General features: G+C 51.7%; 12 protein-coding genes. 1 reads left to right on the top strand and 11 read right to left on the bottom strand.

Annotation, left to right across the window (positions count from 1 at the left end; translation table 11 throughout):
• Positions 1–209: 209 nt before the first annotated feature.
• The 6 genes from ACJJIC_RS20905 to ACJJIC_RS20880 form a co-directional block, all read right to left on the bottom strand.
• Positions 210–1,592, bottom strand: coding sequence for an MATE family efflux transporter (locus ACJJIC_RS20905; RefSeq protein ID WP_252084538.1), 1,383 nt, complete (start codon positions 1,590–1,592; stop codon positions 210–212).
• A gap of 153 nt (positions 1,593–1,745) precedes the next feature.
• The gene (gene rimI / locus ACJJIC_RS20900) at positions 1,746–2,219 is read right to left on the bottom strand and encodes a ribosomal protein S18-alanine N-acetyltransferase (protein WP_444888004.1); all 474 of its coding nucleotides are present in this window, start codon (positions 2,217–2,219) and stop codon (positions 1,746–1,748) included.
• Positions 2,216–2,989, bottom strand: a complete 774-nt coding sequence (locus tag ACJJIC_RS20895; protein WP_444908687.1) for a uracil-DNA glycosylase family protein — start codon at positions 2,987–2,989, stop codon at positions 2,216–2,218. Before ACJJIC_RS20895 ends, rimI begins: the two co-directional genes overlap by 4 nt.
• Complete coding sequence (locus ACJJIC_RS20890) at positions 2,990–4,525, bottom strand: 2-isopropylmalate synthase (RefSeq protein ID WP_444908688.1); 1,536 nt, start codon at positions 4,523–4,525, stop codon at positions 2,990–2,992.
• Positions 4,526–4,922: 397 nt separating this feature from the next.
• Entirely contained in the window at positions 4,923–5,432 is a 510-nt protein-coding gene (locus ACJJIC_RS20885) for a MarR family winged helix-turn-helix transcriptional regulator (protein ID WP_444888006.1), read from the bottom strand.
• A gap of 2 nt (positions 5,433–5,434) precedes the next feature.
• A complete protein-coding gene (locus ACJJIC_RS20880; RefSeq protein ID WP_444883748.1) occupies positions 5,435–5,914 on the bottom strand; it encodes a glutathione peroxidase in 480 nt (159 codons plus the stop codon).
• Positions 5,915–6,092: 178 nt separating this feature from the next.
• Between ACJJIC_RS20880 and ACJJIC_RS20875 the strand changes: the two genes are divergently transcribed.
• Positions 6,093–8,024, top strand: a complete 1,932-nt coding sequence (locus ACJJIC_RS20875) for a cytochrome c/FTR1 family iron permease (RefSeq protein WP_444908689.1) — start codon at positions 6,093–6,095, stop codon at positions 8,022–8,024.
• 217 nt (positions 8,025–8,241) lie between these two features.
• On the opposite strand, the gene ACJJIC_RS20870 is transcribed toward ACJJIC_RS20875, so the two are convergent.
• The 5 genes from ACJJIC_RS20870 to ACJJIC_RS20850 form a co-directional block, all read right to left on the bottom strand.
• A complete protein-coding gene (locus ACJJIC_RS20870; RefSeq protein WP_444888008.1) occupies positions 8,242–10,095 on the bottom strand; it encodes an MFS transporter in 1,854 nt (617 codons plus the stop codon).
• A 251-nt stretch (positions 10,096–10,346) separates the two neighbouring features.
• Positions 10,347–12,137, bottom strand: coding sequence for an MFS transporter (locus tag ACJJIC_RS20865; protein WP_445357780.1), 1,791 nt, complete (start codon positions 12,135–12,137; stop codon positions 10,347–10,349).
• A 270-nt stretch (positions 12,138–12,407) separates the two neighbouring features.
• Entirely contained in the window at positions 12,408–14,294 is a 1,887-nt protein-coding gene (locus ACJJIC_RS20860) for an MFS transporter (RefSeq protein WP_444888010.1), read from the bottom strand.
• A gap of 210 nt (positions 14,295–14,504) precedes the next feature.
• Positions 14,505–16,574, bottom strand: a complete 2,070-nt coding sequence (locus ACJJIC_RS20855; protein ID WP_445357779.1) for a M13 family metallopeptidase — start codon at positions 16,572–16,574, stop codon at positions 14,505–14,507.
• A gap of 202 nt (positions 16,575–16,776) precedes the next feature.
• Entirely contained in the window at positions 16,777–18,012 is a 1,236-nt protein-coding gene (locus ACJJIC_RS20850) for a TonB family protein (RefSeq protein WP_444883754.1), read from the bottom strand.
• Positions 18,013–18,134: the final 122 nt, after the last annotated feature.

The following is an 18,134-nucleotide window of genomic DNA, read 5'->3' as shown; positions in this document are numbered from 1 at the left end:
AGTAAGTAGGCGTGACCAGACTCTGGGTTCGGCTACGGCTGAAACTAACGTGCAAAGTGGGAAGTAATATGCAAGCTCACTAATGTGGCGGATAATTCATTATGAAGGCGGCAGAGTGAAATACAGCGCTGTAAAGTTGAACAAGAGGCAGCCTCATGGACGGGAGAGTTGCGCAATGAGGCTGTCGCTTGTGTTTTCCTGAACTGAAATTAACTGGCCGATAGGGGTTCTGTTGTGTCGACTTCCGCACTGCGCTTGCTGGTATCGTGGCGCAGCCACCACCAGGATAGGGCGCCGAGCAACAGGTTGGATGCGGCGGTAGCGGCAAACAATCCGGTCATGCCCCAGAAATAGTTGCCGACCCACGCTAGGGGGAGATAGATACCGAGTACCCGCAGGAACGAGATCATGGTTGCAGGCAATGGCCGACCCAGGCCGTTGAAGGCGGCATTGGCCGACATTACAAAACCGTAACCGGCATAGCTGAACGGCACCAGGCTCAGGTAGGCGACAGCCACGGCGATAACTTCTGGGGAGTCGCTGAACAAGCGCACTACTGGCTCGCCGATCAAATAAAGCAACACCGCCAACCCCGTCCCCAGTATCAGGCAGAAGCGCGCCAGTACACTGACGGTTTCCCGCAGCCGGTCGGTGTTGCCGGCCCCGGCGTTTTGTCCCATAAAGGGGCCGACGACTGCAGAAAGTGCATAAAAAATAATCAGGGCGACCGGCTCGATACGCAGGGCCACGCCGAGTCCGGCCACGGCCTCGTCGCCGTGTACGGCCACCAGTGCTACTACAACACCGCCGGCCATGGGGATAATGACATTGGTGAGTACCGCCGGCAGCCCCACGGCGAGGACTTTGCGCCAGGATTCGACTAGGGTACCGAAGTGCCATTGGGGCGCGGCCACAAGATTTTCCCGGCGGATCAAGTAATAGAAGGCGAAGAAGAAACTGATGGCGCGCACGATGACAGTGGCGATCGCTGCGCCCTGTAATTCCAGCCGGGGAAACCCTAGCAGGCCAAAAATTAGAATAGGATCGAGGATCACATTGAACAGGGCCACCCCCACCATGATTCGACCGGTCAGCGCGCTGTTGCCGATTGCGCGCAGAGCCGAAAGGGCAATGGTGGGGACTATCACGAAGATGGTGCCGATGTACCAGGGCACCATGTAGTCCTCAATCAGTGGCATCAGCTCTTCGCTGGCACCGAGCAGGGAAAACAGGGGGCGAATGCTCAACAGGCCGGCGACAGTAATCAGCAGAGAAATGAGGAGCGCCAATACCGAGGCGTCTGTTACTAATCTGCGCACATTCCCTACATCTCCAGCACCGTAGGCACGGGCTACCGCGGAGGAGGTGCCGGCGCCGAGACCAATGGAGAAACTGTTGATGACCATCACAACCGGGAAGGTGAAGCTCATAGCCGCTAGAGGGGCACTGCCCAGCTGTGAGACAAAATAGGTATCCACGATATTGAAGGACATTACCGCGAGGATACCCCACACCATGGGCAGAGCCAGTCTCTGCAGGTGGCCGGAAACCGAGCCTTCTAGGAGTGAGGGACTGCTTTTAGATAGCGACATTCGATAACTCTTTCCAACAAATCGGTTGTTTGGGCAGATTTTCTGATACTGCTCAGGCAATGAAGATATGGTTCGGCAGCATCCCCTGCGGAAAACTGCGTGGGATGGCACGGCGAGAAATTTGGGCCAAAAACGCCCGCTGACTGTTTTAAGCTACGGTTGCGGCTCTGCCAGGGCGAGGCTCATGAGTACAGCATTCTCGCGTTTGCCGTTTTCCGCGGGATAGTAATTCTTGCGCAAGCCATCCTCAGAAAAACCCAGTTTGCGATAGAGTGACTGCGCGGCGAGATTGGAGGCCCGCACCTCCAGCAATAGCCGCCGGATATCTTTGTGTCGCTCGTCGATAAGGCGGCGCAACAGCGTTTCCGCCAAGCCATGCCGGCGCCACTGGGGTACCACGGCCACATCGAGAATTTCCGCTTCGTCAAACAGCTGGCTGATTACACAGCAGGCGACAGTCTCACTGCCGCTGTTGAGTAGCCAGCACTGGTGCCCGGCTTTTAGGCTCTGCAGATATTGTGTCTCACTCCAGGGGTGGCTGTGGGCACTGAGCGCCAGATTGGCCAGAGCGGCACAGTCAGTCTCCTCAGCGAGGCGTAAATCCAATTTGGTGTTGGACAACATCATTGAGCGCGGGTCTCTGCGGGATAGGCTTTGCGCAGCAGCTGCCAGAGTTCGCGCTTGCGTTGGGGCTGTTGTAGCAGTTGCGACAGACTGGGCATGGGAAGGATGCGTATACCATCCCAGTGGTTGATATCGCTTTCCAGAGGCTGAGGTGTACAGAATTCCTGTGCCTCTTGCCCCATCAACCAGATCGACCGCACTGGATAGCGCGAGCAGGAGGCCTCCAGCCAACTGGAAAAGGTATCGCGGGCCTCCGAGGCGTCTGCCGCCGGGCCGAAGCGGTTTTCTGCCATTGGCCAATGCAGACGCTCTTGCTGGCGCGGTAGCTCGTGCCAGTTAAGCGCTCGAACGATATTGCCGAAAAGAGCCTCCAGTGGCAGTGCGGCACCGGGCTCGTGGCTGTCTACTGCCAGCAGGGTTTCGCCGAGACGCCAGCAGTTGAGTACAAAGGGTTTCACTGGCTGGCTCGGCGCCGCCACCGGTATGGCAATAGTAGGTTTTGCCGGAGCCTGTGCTTTTGTCGCGCTAGTTAGTGCGTTGATCTCCGCCGCGACAGTATCACGCTCTTTGGTTGCCGGTGCGTCAACAATCTGTGCCGCAGACTGCGGCAGGGGGTTGAAAGGTAACGGCAGCGGTTGGTCAGTAGCGGCATCCGGCTCCGCCGGCGGCAGCTTGGCCTGGCGGGGCTCGGGAGCGAGCGGTAATACAAAGCGCGGCACATAGCTGGCTATACCCAGTACCGATAGATATTCCGCTCGCTGCAGCTCGTTCACTTACACGCCCTGTTTCTTACTCTCACTGATGGCGAGCAAGTTTAACGCATCCAGGTAGGCTTGTGCCGAGGCAATCAAAATATCGGTATCGGCGCCAACACCATTGACAAGACGGCCATCTCTCTCCAATCGCACGGTGACAGAGCCCTGGGAATCTGTTCCCTGAGTGACGGCGTTGACGGAATACAGTTTTAAATCTGCACCACTATCTACGATATGCTCGATAGCTTTGAAAGTGGCATCTACCGGTCCGCCGCCTTGAGCCTCAGTCTGGTGGGGCACACCATCGATGGATAGTTCGATAAAGGCTTGTGGCGCACTGCCGATTTTAGTGCGTACGTCCAGGTCGAGCAGCTTGAAGCGCTCGGCGGGTTCCTCGCGCAGGGCCACCAGAGAGTGCAGGTCCTCGTCGAAAATTTCGTGCTTCTTATCGGCCAGTTCCTTAAAGCGCTGGAATACCAGTTGGAACTCTTCGCCATCGCTAAAGGCGATGCCCAGCTCCTCATAGCGGGCACGTACCGCGGCTCTGCCGGAATGTTTACCGAGCACCAGGCGGTTTTGCCCCCAGCCCACATCTTCGGCACGCATGATTTCGTAGGTTTCGCGGTGTTTGAGTACCCCGTCCTGATGGATGCCGGACTCATGGGCGAAGGCGTTGGCACCGACAATGGCCTTGTTGGGTTGTACTGGGAAGCCGGTTACCGACGAGACCATGCGTGAGGTGGGCACAATATGGCTGGTGTCGATGCCGGTGTGTACCGGGTAGAGATCCTGGCGGGTCTGTACCGCCATCACGATTTCTTCCAGAGAGGCGTTGCCGGCGCGCTCACCCAAGCCGTTGATGGTGCACTCTACCTGGCGTACGCCGTTCATAACGGCCGACAGGGAGTTGGCCACTGCCAGACCCAGGTCGTTGTGACAGTGGGTAGAAAAGATGGCTTTGTCGGAGTTGGGGACACTCTCGATAACCCGGCGGAACATGGCACCGTACTCGCCCGGTTCACCATAACCGACAGTATCGGGGATATTGATAGTGCCGGCACCGGCGGCGATCACCGCCTCGATAATGCGATACATAAACTCCGGTTCAGAGCGACTGCCATCCTCCAGAGAGAATTCAACATCGTCGGTAAACTGGCGCGCGGTCTTTACGGCTTTCACCGCTTGCTGCAGCACATCCTCCGGATCCATCTGCAGCTTGTACTGCATATGAATTGGGGAGGTGGCGATAAATGTGTGAATACGCGAGGCGTTGGCTTTTTTCAGGGCCTCTCCGGCGCGCACTATATCGGCGTTGACGGCGCGAGCGAGGCTGCAGATACGAGACTCGGTCACGGCTTCGGCAACCGCCTGAACAGCTTCAAAATCTCCGGGGCTGGCAATGGCGAAGCCAGCTTCAATCACATCTACACGCATGCGTTCCAGCATACGGGCTATGCGCACCTTCTCCTCTTTGGTCATAGAGGCGCCGGGACTCTGCTCTCCATCGCGCAGAGTGGTATCAAAAATGACTAACTTATCTTTTTTGGTGCTCATTTCTGTTTTTTCTCCTTATTTGTTTCGAGGCTAAACAAGGGGCTTCGCCGCTGTCTACGCAACGTCCAAATAAAGTTGGGAATTCTGTTGAGGGTGGGGGGGAGAAAAATTATATGCCGCGCAAGGGCAGTCGTAGCGAGGAAGCTAGGGCGAAATGGCGAGGCTGAAAAGTACAGTTGTCAGTCTTCATGTGTGGCGATACCGGCAGCGGACTGGATTTCGCATATTATGGAGGTTTTTTAAGTTTGAGGTCAATGCTCATCCTAAATATTCATTAAAATCGTTTTTTATGGGTAATCACGTCCTAATAATTATGCTATTTGTTGGCTTGTTTTCTCTCTTGGGGTGTTTGCCCCAAGGATGAAGGATCCCGGGGGCGATGAGGAAAATATTGTTTCTACTTTGCAGTCCCTATGGGATTGCTGCCTTCCAGCTTGTTTAGAAATTGCCAGAGGTCACTGTGAAGCTGTTCCACCTCAGTACGAGTAATGGCTGAGTTTTGGATGTTTTGCTGCACCCACTGCTTGGCCCGTGGCTTTAATGCCAGACCAGCACTGGTGGCCGCCACTAGGGTGACCCGTTCATCCCATGGAGCGCGTTTTCTCTCTACCAGTCCATGTTCTTGCATGCGCTTCAAGAGGGGGGTGAGGGTGCCGGAATCGAGCATCAAGCGCTGCCCGAGAGCGCCGAGGCTTCTCTCATTATCCTTTCCGTCTTTTTCGACTTCGTAGTTTTCATCTTCACGTGCCCACTCCCAGAGCACCATCAACACAAGGTACTGGGGGTAGGTGATGCCCAGGTCTTGCAGCATGGGCTGATAGGCTTTCGTCATAGCCCTGGAGGCAGCGTAGAGGGCAAAACAGAGCTGGCGGTTGAGAGCCAGCTCGGAATCTTCGTCGCAAATCACAGTTACAACATCCGTTCGATTTCTTCCTGCAGGGACTCAGGGGTGTCTTTTGGGGCGTAGCGTTTAATTTCCTTGCCATCCTTACTGATCAGAAATTTGGTGAAGTTCCACTTGATGCCTTCGGTGCCAAGGAGGCCCGGTGCTCTTTTCTTCAGCTCCACAAACAGTGGGTGAGCCGTGGGGCCATTGACATCGAGTTTGGCGTAAACGGGAAAGCTGACGCCAAAATTCAGTTCACAGAACTCTTGGATTTCATCGTCACTGCCGGGTTCCTGTTTGCCGAACTGGTTACAGGGGAAGCCAAGCACGGTTAGGCCGCGGTCTTTATATTGATCGTAGAGGGCTTCGAGTCCTTTGTACTGCTTGGTGAATCCACACTTGCTGGCAGTGTTTACCACAAGGATCAGTTTGCCCTTGTAGTCCTCAAGGGAAGTGGTTTCGCCGCTGGCGGTCTTTACGGGGATTGAGTACAGGTCTGTCATGGTGTGCTCCGCTTTTTACATTGCACACAATTTTATTGTGCACAATTTGAAAAGCAAGGCTTTTTCAACTCAATGAATATAGGTGAGTTTAAGCATGGGGTTTATTATGAGAATGATTATCAATAATATTGTGCACTCCATAACGAATATTGTTTGTAGCAACTGAAAAGGACACTCCATGCGCCTTTCCCACTATCTGGCTTGCTTGTTTATAGCGTTGCTGGCCATTTCGATTACCCCCGTCCAGGCCCATCAAGGGGGGCTCTCAGATCAGGAACTGCGCCAGTTGATGCAAATGGCGGAGTATATTGGCGTTGATTACCCGGAGGCTGTGGCCGGAGGCAAGATAATCAATGCTGACGAATTTGCTGAAATGGAGGAGTTCGCCGGGCTGCTGATCGACCGTGGGCAGCAGCTAAAAGATTCCACCGAGGCCAGTGTTATTCGCGCAGAGGCCCAGGCCTTACAGGCGGCAATCCAGCGCAAAGCGGATATTGATGAAGTGCAGGTGCACACAGTCAGTTTGCGCCAGGGGTTGCTAGCTATTGCTCCGGCATTATCACTGCCAAGTGGATTAGTCAGTACTGAAGAGACTCTCGCGCTCTATCAGGCCCAGTGTATTGCGTGTCACGGTGTGGAGGGCCACGGCGACGGCCCCCTGGCGGCGAATCTGGAGCCTGCGCCGACCAATTTCCACGAGCACGAGCGCGCTGTTAATCGTTCTCTGTTGGGGCTTTACGATGCGATCAGCAATGGTATTGATGGCACCGCCATGACTGCTTTTGCTAATCTCACCGAGCAGCAGCGCTGGTCTCTCGCTTTTTACGTGGGTGGCTTGGCATTTGCCGGTGAAAGGGACCCGGCTGCGGAAATGAAACCTAGCTTGCAAGATATGGTGATGTATAGCCCACAGGTGCTGCGCAATGATCGTCCGGAAATTTCCTCGCAGACGGTGGCGGCACTACGCGCTGATCCGAGTGTGCTGTTTACCGCAGAGGCTTCGGTAGGCAGCACTCCCATTGATGTGGCGCGCACACAATTACAGGCGTCGCTACGGGCCTATCAACAGAGCGACTTCGCCAAAGCTCGCACACTGGCAATCAGCGCCTATCTCGATGGTTTTGAGATGGCGGAAAATTCCCTGAACTCTCTGGATGCAGACCTGCGCTTGGCCACTGAACGTGAATTGCTGGGTTTGCGCGCGCAACTTCACGCTGATAGCGACCCCCAACAGGTTCGGGCGCAGATTGAGACAATCCTGCAGCAACTAGCTCAAGCGGAGTCGCTAATGCAGGAGGGCAACCTGTCTGGTGCTGCTCTATTTATTGCCAGTCTGGTGATTCTTCTGCGTGAAGGGTTGGAGGCGCTATTGGTGGTGATTGCTCTGACTACCATCCTGGTAAAAACTGGCCGTCGCGATGCCCTCAAATTTGTGCATGTGGGCTGGGTCGGTGCCTTTGCCGCCGGCTTTGCCACCTGGATTGCGGCGCAGACACTGATCACCATTAGTGGCGCCGGCCGTGAGGTGATGGAGGGCGTGGCCGCCCTGTTGGCCGCGGTAGTGCTCTTCTATGTGGGCTTCTGGATGCATAGCAAAACACAAGCGGACGAGTGGCAGAAATATATCCGTGAAAGCATCAACCGCAGCCTGAGTACCGGTGCCCTTTGGGGTATTACAGGGCTGGCATTTATCGCAGTTTACCGTGAGATCTTCGAGACCATCCTGTTCTATCAATCTCTACTGGCGCAGACTTCTGCAGGTCATTATGGCACTTTGTGGACAGGGGTTGGCGCTGGTGTAGTTTTACTGGCGGTGATTGGTTTTGCCCTAGTGCGTTACTCGGTAAGCCTGCCGATCGGTAAATTCTTCAGCGTGACCACTTATGTATTGCTGGCACTGTCATTCGTACTTGCAGGCAAGGCGGTTGCCGCGTTGCAGGAGGCGGCCTGGATTGGTATTTCACCGCTGCCGGTGCAGTTTAGCTTCGACTGGCTGGGTATTTACCCAACTTGGCAGGGGATTGGCTTGCAAGCCTTGGTGCTTATCGGAGCGCTTTGGCTGATGAGAAAGGGGAGTGCTTCTACTGAGGCTCCAGCTAAGGTTGCTTAATAAAACACAGCCTGAAAGTATTGAAAATACCCGCTCCTAGAAGCGGGTATTTTTTTGCTAAAGAAGCCCCACTTAGAATCTGAATATGCCAATTACCCTATTTGGGTGTGGAGTTCGCAGCTGTTGCTGGACTTGAGCGAGATTAAACTCTGAATTTGGGGTTCGAATAAGGCACATTTTTTACTGGTGGTTAGTGACTACTGGTTAAATCGATGAATTAAGTATCACTTTGGTTGAGTTGCTCAGCTAAGGCTGATCTGTTTATATCCTTCGCTGCAATAGGCTGCCCTACGCTGATATGTACTTTGGGAAAAAAACTCATTTTTTTATGATTGGAGCTGCCTGAAATCTCATCGTGCAATCCCTTCAAAGTAAGGGGGAATATGGGGGTGGCCGTATGGGTTAAGACCTCCTTTAGTTGTCTTTCAATATCAGTAAATTCACTGTCACAGTGATCTTTAACGGGAAAGAAGCAGATTAATTCACCATTCCCTACAGCTCGACGTATTTCAGCTGAGAACTTCTCTTTATCTCCTGTTGCGTCGTAAAAAATGGGCGCAAGACTGTAATTGTTAAAAATAAATCGCAGCAAAGGAAATTGGTTAAACCCCTGGGGCAGAATAAAGCGAATCGGCCTCAGTAGAGTATCCATAAGCAGTTGGGGCGCCAGCCGGGCTGCTGGGCTGCAGACTAGCAATGCAGCTCCTGTGGCGGGAATGTGCTTGAGTTCTCCGTAGGAGGTACGGGCGAATAGATGCGAGGAAAGCCACACAAGTAAGTGCACAATAAATTCTGGTTGTTTGAAAAACAATAAAGCCATTACTGTACAGTTCACCAGAGCCATCAGGATAAATAGCTGCGGAATTGTAATTTTCAGTACGTCGAGAAAAAAAATACTAAGCAGCGAGATCAGTACAATAAATAGGGCGTTTAAAACATTGTTTAGGGATAGGACTTGCGCACGCACAGCGTAGTCGGTCCTGTCCTGCATGATTGTATAAAGCGGTACAATGAAGATACCGCCAAATATGCCCAGTAAAGCGGTATATATGAGTACGGCATAAGCGCCATCACTTTGCAGGTATTCGCTGATAGATGCCCCGGACAAGGTGTCAAACTGTGCAGTGGTTATACCGAGGCCCAGCCCACCTAGAGTGATCCCCAAGGCGCCGATAGGTACTATGCCAAATGTGATGCGCCCTCTGGAGAGTGCTTCGCACATCAGGGAGCCCGCCGCCACACCAATGGATAGGCAGCACAGAATAATGGTGATAACTGGCTCGCTCGCGCCTAGTACATTCTTGGTGAGGCTGGGCACCTGTGCTAGATAGGCTGAACTGACCAGCCAGAACCAGGAGCAGGCGAGAATAGCGTAAAAAACTGATGGATTCTTAACCGTTAGCCGCATTATACGCCAAGCTTGGGATATGGGGTTCCAGTCGATGCGTAAGTCTGGGGTCGGGGGGGGTGCTTGTGGGATCATTCGGCTGGCAAGATAGCCTAAGACGGCTATCACAACCATGATGGCTCCCAATTCCTCCAGTCCCGGTTGGCCCGGTTTTGTGTAACCGGCGAGTAGGGTACCGGCAATAGTCCCGACTAACACCCCGGCAAAGGAAGCCATCTGTGCCAATCCATTGCCTCCCATCAACTCGCTGCGCTTGAGGTGTTGGGGTAGTAGGGCATACTGCACAGGGCTGAATATAGCGGTGTGTGTTGCCATTAAAAACAACACAATAAAGTTCAGGATTTGGTTGTTATAAATAAGGCTATAGGCTCCCAGCAAGACAAAAAATATTTCCGCTAACTTCAATATCCTGATAATTCGGCTCTTGTCATATTTATCCGCTAGCTGGCCGGCCGTTACCGAAAAGAGAAAATACGGCAGTATATAAAAGCCCGTTGCGAGATTGATTAAGGCATTGGCCTCGGACTCCGCCAGACGAAATGCCAGCATCACCAGGAGTGCATTTTTGAAAATATTGTCGTTGAAGGCGGCACTGATCAATGAGAGAAACAGTGGCAGGAAGCGGCGCTTGGTAAAAAGGGTGAATTGGTTTTGCTGGGCCATTGGCGCCTTTCTTTAGTTGGGTTGCTTCCCTTGAACAAATCCAGTGACTAAACCATTGTATCAGTGCAAAAGTGAGTAACTAATAGCATAGGGTAAAGCTGAATCAGTGGATGCTTGGAGAGTAGGAGGAACTGCTGCCAACTAGTAGATGGAATCTGGTTTTATAGTGTTGATTGTTATTGTAAAAGAGTAGTTGTGGTTTTTGAGGTCTTTATCCTTAAATGGTGAGGCTGTCTTTGTAGGTTTTCTTTTTAAATATCGTCTTCTTTGTAAATGTTTTTTAAGGTTAATAATGTTCTTCTACTTAACTGGCTTTTTGTCTTCTTGATCTGTAATAGGGCTTGAGTAATGGGAGCGTTCTGATTCCTAAATATGCCCCATAACTGTTTTCTTCTTTTCATGGTTGTACTTGAATGATCTTGCTTGTCTATAAATAGACACAAAAGTTCCTCTTTTTTTATTGCATTTTCTATTTCGTTGAGAAGGTTGATATTCTTTTCTGTTTTTTCTGAATTGTAAATTATAGGTTGTGTGCCCCCCTTGCTAAGGGCAAAGCGTATTAATTTATGGTTGAATAATGATTGCGGTAAGATAAAACGAACGGGGCGCGGTATTATCTCATATAGGATTAGAGGTGCCCGGTAATTCATGGACGTGCAGATGATGAGAGTGGCTCCTTGTTCCGGTATCAGTTTCAAGTTTTCTCCTTGCACTCGAGCCACGACATTTGTATAGGCCCAGGTGGTTAGGTGCACTAACAGCTCGGGTAATTTGAAACAGATAAAAATTAATGCAAGGAGATTTAAAATTGCAAGGAATATTATAAGTTGGGTGATAGATATCTTTGCCGCATCTAGTAATATAATATTGACTATTGAGATTATGACAACGAATAGGGCGTAGGACATGTTATTCAGTGCAAGAATTTGTCCGCGTATTTGCTTTTCTGCCCGGTCTTGAATGATGGTGTAGAGTGGCACGATAAAGATCCCCCCGGAGAAACCCACCAATACTGTGTAGAGCAAAATTGAAACTGCATTGTCGCTCATCATAAATTCAGATATGGAAGCTCCAGATATAGTATGAAAACCTAGTGCGCTAAAACCCAGACCAAGCCCGCCCAGAGTTATTCCAAGGCCACCGATGGGTACTATGCCAAGTGTAATGCGGCCTCGAGATAAGGTATTGCACATAAGGGATCCAAGCGAAATACCAATTGTTAAGCAGCAAATCATCAGGGTAACCACGGGTTCGCTGGCGCCCAGTGTGTTTTTGGTGAAACTGGGAATTTGCGCAATAAAAGTTGTGCTGATTAGCCAAAACCAAGAACAGGCGATGATGGAATAAAAAACCGAAGGGTTCTTCATTGTTTGCTGTAAAATTTTCAGAGTTTGCTTTACTGGGTTCCAATTCACTTTTAAGCGGGGTGACAATGGTGGTGCTGGAGGTATTGCGCGGCTGCTTAAATAACCGAAAACTGCGATACCAGACATGACAAGGCTAAGATATAAAACCCCATGTTGTCCCGGCTTGATAAAATCTGCGAGTAGAGCGCCTACGATTGCACCGCTAAGGCTGCCAGCAAAAATTGCCATTTGTGCCAACCCATTAGCACCCATCAGTTCTTTTCGTTTCAGGTGTTGGGGCATAACTGCATAGCGGGCAGGGCCGTAGAAAGTCTCGTGGGTTGCTAATAGGAATAAAACTAAGAAGCTTAGCATCTTACTGTTGGCATACAGCGCAACAGCCCCCAGAAGTACAATGGGGATTTCTAGCAGCTTAATCAGCCTAATAAATTTGCTTTTATCGAACCTATCTGCCAATTGTCCCGCTGTGATAGAAAACAGGAAAAAAGGTAAAAGATAAAGTGCGGTTGCCAGATTGATCAGAGTATTGGCTTCGTTTTTTGCCAGCTGGAAAGCGAGAATAACTAAGAGAGCATTTCTGAAGATATTGTTGTTGAAATAGACAGTGATCAGAGTAAGGAATAGGGGGAGGAAGCGGCGTTTTCCCAATAGCTGAAACTGATTCTGTCGAGCCATTGCCACTTCCTTACATGAGACAGCCTATATCTGATTGGTTATCAGTCGGGGATTCATATTTGTTGAGTGATGCTGCGAATATTCCTTGTTAGACCCGTATTCGGTCATCGTGCTTTATAAGGTTCTGAAGATGGGGTTACATTGAAGGAAGTTTGGTTAAGCATAGGACAGCAGTAAGACTACAGTAGCCTTGGTCTGGTCAAATATCCTGGCGCGTAAGGGTTTTGATGACAGGGCTGGTGTTATCCCAGCCCCAAAATATGTGTTGATCTATTTTAATTCCCCGCGCAACTCCAGTACCTCATCGTGTAATGCCTCTACCTTGGCTTCAGGCGCTTTAATCGGAGCGCCTGCCACGACACTGACTTTGGACCAGAAGCGCTTTGGCAGGGTGGTGAAGGCGTGTCCACCTTTATGACTGAAGAAGCTGCCCCAAAGTCCGCGTAGGGCCATGGGGATTACTGGCACAGGGGTGCGCGCAAGGATTTTTTCAATGCCGGCTTTAAACGGTTGCATCTCTCCGTCTTTAGTGAGTTGTCCCTCTGGGAAAATACATAGCAGGTCACCATCTTGCAAACCCTGCTCAATGTCCTTGAATGCCTGATCATAGCCTGCAGGATCCCGTGACTTGGAGCAGATGGGAATGGCGCGCCCAGTGCGGAAGATAAAGTGTAGTACCGGGATTTCGTAAATCGGCTTATACATGATAAAGCGTATTGGGCGGCGTACGGCGCCGGCTAACAGTAGGGCATCCACATAACTTACATGGTTACACACGATCAGGGCTGGTCCCTCTGCGGGAATCTGCTCTAACCCTTGATGCTTAACCCGATACATTGTGTGGGAGAGCATCCAGATAAGTAGACGCATCGCGAATTCGGGAACCTTGGTGAATACAAAGATAGCCACGGCGGCGTTCATCAGGGCGATGACCAGGAAAAACTGTGGAATCGTGGCTCCTAGGATATTCAGGAACAAAATACCCAGCAGCGCTGAAACAACCATAAACAGCGCGTTAAGAATATTGTTGACCGAGATAATCTGTGCGCGAATTTCTCGAGGCGATCGGTCTTGCATCATAGCGTAGAGAGGCACAATGTAGAGGCCACCAAAAATACCTAACAATACGATGCAGATAAGAATAGTGAGGGCGCCATCGCTGTTGAAGAAAGCGCTTAAGGTGGGCTCTTGCAGTTCCTGAAAGCCCCCCCCGGCACTGGAAAGGGCGATTCCGGCAATGGTGAGACCGGCGGCACCCAGTGGTACTAGGCCCAATTCGATATGGCCGTTGGATAAACGCTCGCACAGCATGGAGCCCAGGGCAATACCGATGGTAAAGGCACACAACAATAGGGTGACAAGGGATTCATCTCCCCCCAGTACATTATTCGTAAAACTGGGTATCTGCGTCAGATAAGCCGCGCCCAATAGCCAAAACCAGGAGATGCCGATAATGGCATAGAAAATTGATGGGGTTTTGGCAGTAGTGCGCAGGATTTTGTTGGTTTGGGTGATGGGGTTTGGGTTGATATGCAAATTTGGCGAGGGCGCTGGACTTTGAGGAATCCAGCGGCTTGCCAAGTAACCGAATATCGCGGCCCCCATAATAATCAGGCTGAGGTAGAAGAGACCGTGTTCCCCTTGCCCGGTCAGTCCGGCGAGTAGGCCGCCCACAATGGTGCCGGCGAGGATACCAACAAAAGTACCCATCTCTACCAGGGCGTTACCACCGACCAGTTCAGAGCGTTTCAAGGATTGTGGCAGGATGGCGTACTTCACCGGGCCAAAGAAGGCGGACTGCACTCCGAGCAGGAACAAAACGGCAAGGCAGAGCAGATTACTGCCACTATAAAGCGCACCTATACCGAGGGAGCCAATAACGATCTCTCCCAGCTTGATCAGTCTAATTAAGCGGCTCTTATCAAATTTGTCCGCCAACTGACCTGCAGAGGCGGAAAATAGGAAAAACGGCAGAATAAACAGGCCGGCGGCGATATTAATTAGAGCATTGGCTTCGCTTTCCACCAAGCGAAAGGCGATCATCACGATCAACGCATTTTTATATACGTTATCGTTAAAGGCACCTAAAAACTGGGTGATAAAGAAGGGCAGAAAGCGGCGGCTGGCAAGCAGTTGGAACTGGGTGCGATGGGCCATTGGTGGTATCTCTTATGAAAGCACGCCATCCATCTTAAGCTATTGCGGCAAAGATTTGTCCATCCTGTAGTGTTGATGAAATGGATGGTACAAGAATGAGGAAATATTAGGAGAGAGGGAAACTTCGAGGAAAATATTGAGAGAAACCGGCCGCCGGGGCGGCCGGTAGAGTGGAAAGCCGGTAACAGATGGCAGGATTATTGCCAGCGATTACCAGATCTTCACGCGCTCCTCTTTCGGCAGGTACATACCGTCACCTTCTTTAATATCAAAAGCTTCGTAGAAAGCTTCGATATTGGGGAGGACCCCTTTCACTCGGTACTCCGCAGGAGAATGGGTATCCACCTTCATACGGCCGCTCAGAGCTTCATCGCGGATCTTGCTACGCCAAACCTGTGCCCAGCCCATAAATACGCGCTGATCGCCGGTGAAACCGTCGATGACCGGTGCTTCTTTGCCGTTCAGGGACATTTTGTAGGCTTTATAGGCGATGCCGAGGCCGGACAAGTCGCCGATGTTTTCACCCAGAGTCAGCTTGCCGTTGATGTGCTCATCTTCTAAGGGTTCGTAGGCGTCGTATTGGGAGACCAGCTTACTGGTAAGGCTCTCAAAGTTATTGCGGTCAGAGTCAGTCCACCAGTTATTTAGATAGCCCTTGCCATCGAATTTACTGCCCTTGTCATCGAAGCCGTGGCCGATTTCATGGCCGATCACACCACCGATACCGCCGTAGTTCACTGCATCGTCGGCATTCATATTAAAGAATGGTGGTTGCAAAATTGCTGCGGGGAACACGATCTCGTTCATTGCCGGGTTGTAGTAGGCATTCACGGTCTGTGGGCTCATGCCCCACTCACCGCGGTCGATGGGCTTGCCCAGCTTGTTGCGATCATAACTGGCCTCAAACATATTGGCTGCCAGCACATTGCCCACCAGGTTATCGGCATCTACCTTGAGTGCGGAGTAGTCACGCCACTTGTCCGGGTAGCCAATCTTGGTGGTGAAGTTTTCCAGCTTAAACAATGCCTGTTTGCGGGTGTCCTCACCCATCCACTCCAAGGACTCGATGGATTCACGGTAGGCGGCTTTCAGGTTGTCCACCAGCACAGTCATGCGCGCTTTAGCTTCCGGTGGGAAGTACTTTTCAACGTAGCGCTTGCCGACCAGCTCACCCACTGCGCCATTCACAAACTGGGTGCCGCGCTTCCAGCGGGGTTCCATCTGCTCTACGCCGTGGAGTTTGGTGTTGTAAAAATCGAAATGTGCCTGGGCAATCTCACTGTGCATGTAAGGCGCCATGGCGGAAAGTACCTTGACCTTCAGGTAGCGCTTCCAGGTGGCCATATCGGTGTCGACAATGATCTGATTAGCGGCTTCCAGGTACTCGGGCTGGCCCACAATAAAGCTGTCAGCCTTGGCCAGTTTGGCTGCGCTTAGGTAGCTGTTCCAGTCAACTGCGGGCATCAGCTTTTTCAGCTCCGCAGTGGATTTCTTGTTGTAATACTTTTCGGGGTCGCGGTTGTCCAGGCGTGTACGGTGATGCTTGGCGAGGCTCTCTTCCAGCTTGAAGATTTTCTTGGAGAACGCTTCGGCATTATCCAGCTGGCCTAACTTTTGGATTTCTACCAGATACTCTTTATAGGCCTTGCGCAGCCCCTTGCTCTTCTCGGTATCTTCGAAATAGTAGTCGCGGTCCGGCATACCCAGGCCGGCCTGCCACAGGTAGAAAATATAGTTTTCGACCTCTTTCAGGTCTTGGTAGATGCCACCACCGAAGGGTACGTCGTAGCCGGCGACATCAGCGTAGGCGAAATAGTTAGTCAGATCCTTGCGGGTCTTAATTGCGTCGATTTTGGCGAGTTCGGAGGAGACAGCGGTAATGCCTTTCTTTTCAATCAGCTTTTCATTCATAAAGCTGTTGTAGAGGTCACCGATCTGCTTGGCATCTTTGCTGCTGGCGCCTTTACTGGCCTCCATGATCAGTGTTTTAACTTGTTCTGTGCTTTTGTCTCTCAGGGTTGTAAAGCCGCCCCAGAGGGATTTATCTGCTGGAATTTCGGTGTTCTTTAGCCAGGTGCCGTTTACATAGGCGAAGAAGTCATCCTGTGGGCGAACACTAGTATCCATCGCGGTGAGGTCGATACCGGAAGTGAGCTGCTGCTGTTCAGCAGTGGCCTTATGGTGGCTGGAGCCACTGTGATCGTGGGCGTGGGCTGTTAGTGACAGCTGGGTGCCGGCGAGAATGCCTGCAATAGCGACAGGTAGTAATAGTTTTTTCATTTCGGCTCTTTTGGCTAAATTTTGCACAGTTGTATCAAACGTACATGGTAAAAGGGGACAGTAAGGTTGGGCAAGAGGGCTGCGTTTAGCGGCGGATGGATTGCGGCAGATGGTGGCTTGGCTAATTTGGTTAGGAGTTACAAATTTAGCGAAATTTCTTAGTAAAAAGCCCCACAGAGTGGGGCTTTTGCGAAAGAGTGGGTCAGTCGGGTAGATTGAAGGTAATCGGCAGTGAGAAGCTGAAAGTCTCCTCGCCCAGCTGGGAGGGTACTGCGGGGTATGGCGCCGCTCTCTCTACCGCAGCGCGAGCTTCACGGTTGAGAGTTCCAAAGCGGGATTCTTGCACTGCCTGAATCTCCTCTACTTCGCCGCGGGTGTTAATAACCACATTCAGGCGCACACTACCTTCCTGGCCCCGCTCCTGGGCGCGTTTCGGATAGCGAATATGACGGTAGGTGTGGCGCAGTAGGTTGGAAGTGTAAATTTGGCGAGCCAAGATCATACCGGCGGTTAGGGGGGCCTCTTCTTCCTCCTCAAACTCCTCATCCATTTCTGCCAGCGCTATATCCTCGGGGCCGTTTGCGGCTAGTTGGATAGGCTCGCCGCTACTTTCGTTTTCCTGCTGCAGGGGGGCTTCCTCTGTCTGTGAGAGCCCATCGGTGGCTTCAGTCTGAGCTACCTGCTCTGTGATTTGCTCGGCCACCTCCAACACTTCGGAGCTTGCCGGAGTCAGAGTCATGGTGGGCGGGGCGAGATCCACCTCAACCAGTGTGGGCTTGGATAGCTCCTCCTCTTTCTGTGGTGCCTGCGCCGCCGCCAGGGCTTCCTCTTGGCTAATCAACTTCAACTGCAGCTCGGCGATCCGCTCGCTGCTGGGCTCTAGGCTCTCAAAAGTGGAGCGCAGGGAGTCGGGAATATTTCCGGCAGAGAGCAGTCCGTCACGAAAATCTGTCGAGGGGGGGACAGGGCCGATCCAGGCGCGCAGCAGGGTATTGAAGAAATCCGGATTGGCTATCTCACCGAGGGTAATGCCATTTAGGGAAACCGAGGTGATACCGCTGTCGGCAGCAAAATCGATGGCTAACTGGTCCCCGCGGTGTAGGCGGCCTTTAAACAGGTTGGCGAAGGTCACCATATCCTCCGCCTGACTGCTCAGGGTGTCACCGCGGTTATTGATGGCGATACTTTCCATCCACTGGTTGCGGAAACGGCGCGCGGGCAGGCTTTTGGCGAGCACCCGTACTTCCAGGCGCCGCGGTGTCTCTGGGTTGTAAAGGCCGGCTGAATCACTAGAAAGACTCTCCGAGTAGACAGCGGCTATATAGAGTTCTTTGTTAAATTGTTGTTCGAGCGCAAGGCCATTTAAGAGCGGTGCAGCTGAGGTAGTTACAGCAAATGTTAACACCCAAAGTGAGAAGACAATTTTTATCGATTTCATTGTTCTATGGTGTCTGCATATCCGGACACTCGGGTCCCGGTAATTAAGATTGAGGTGTCCCTCCCCGGTGCACACAAATCAGATGAAATAGTGCGCATTCAAAGTGTGAGTGAGCACACTGT

The sequence above is a fragment of the Microbulbifer mixtoriginis (SeqCode) genome, from assembly GCF_052468275.1.
The sequence above is the reverse complement of the archived record's forward strand: the minus strand, read 5'-3'. Positions and strand labels throughout refer to the sequence as shown.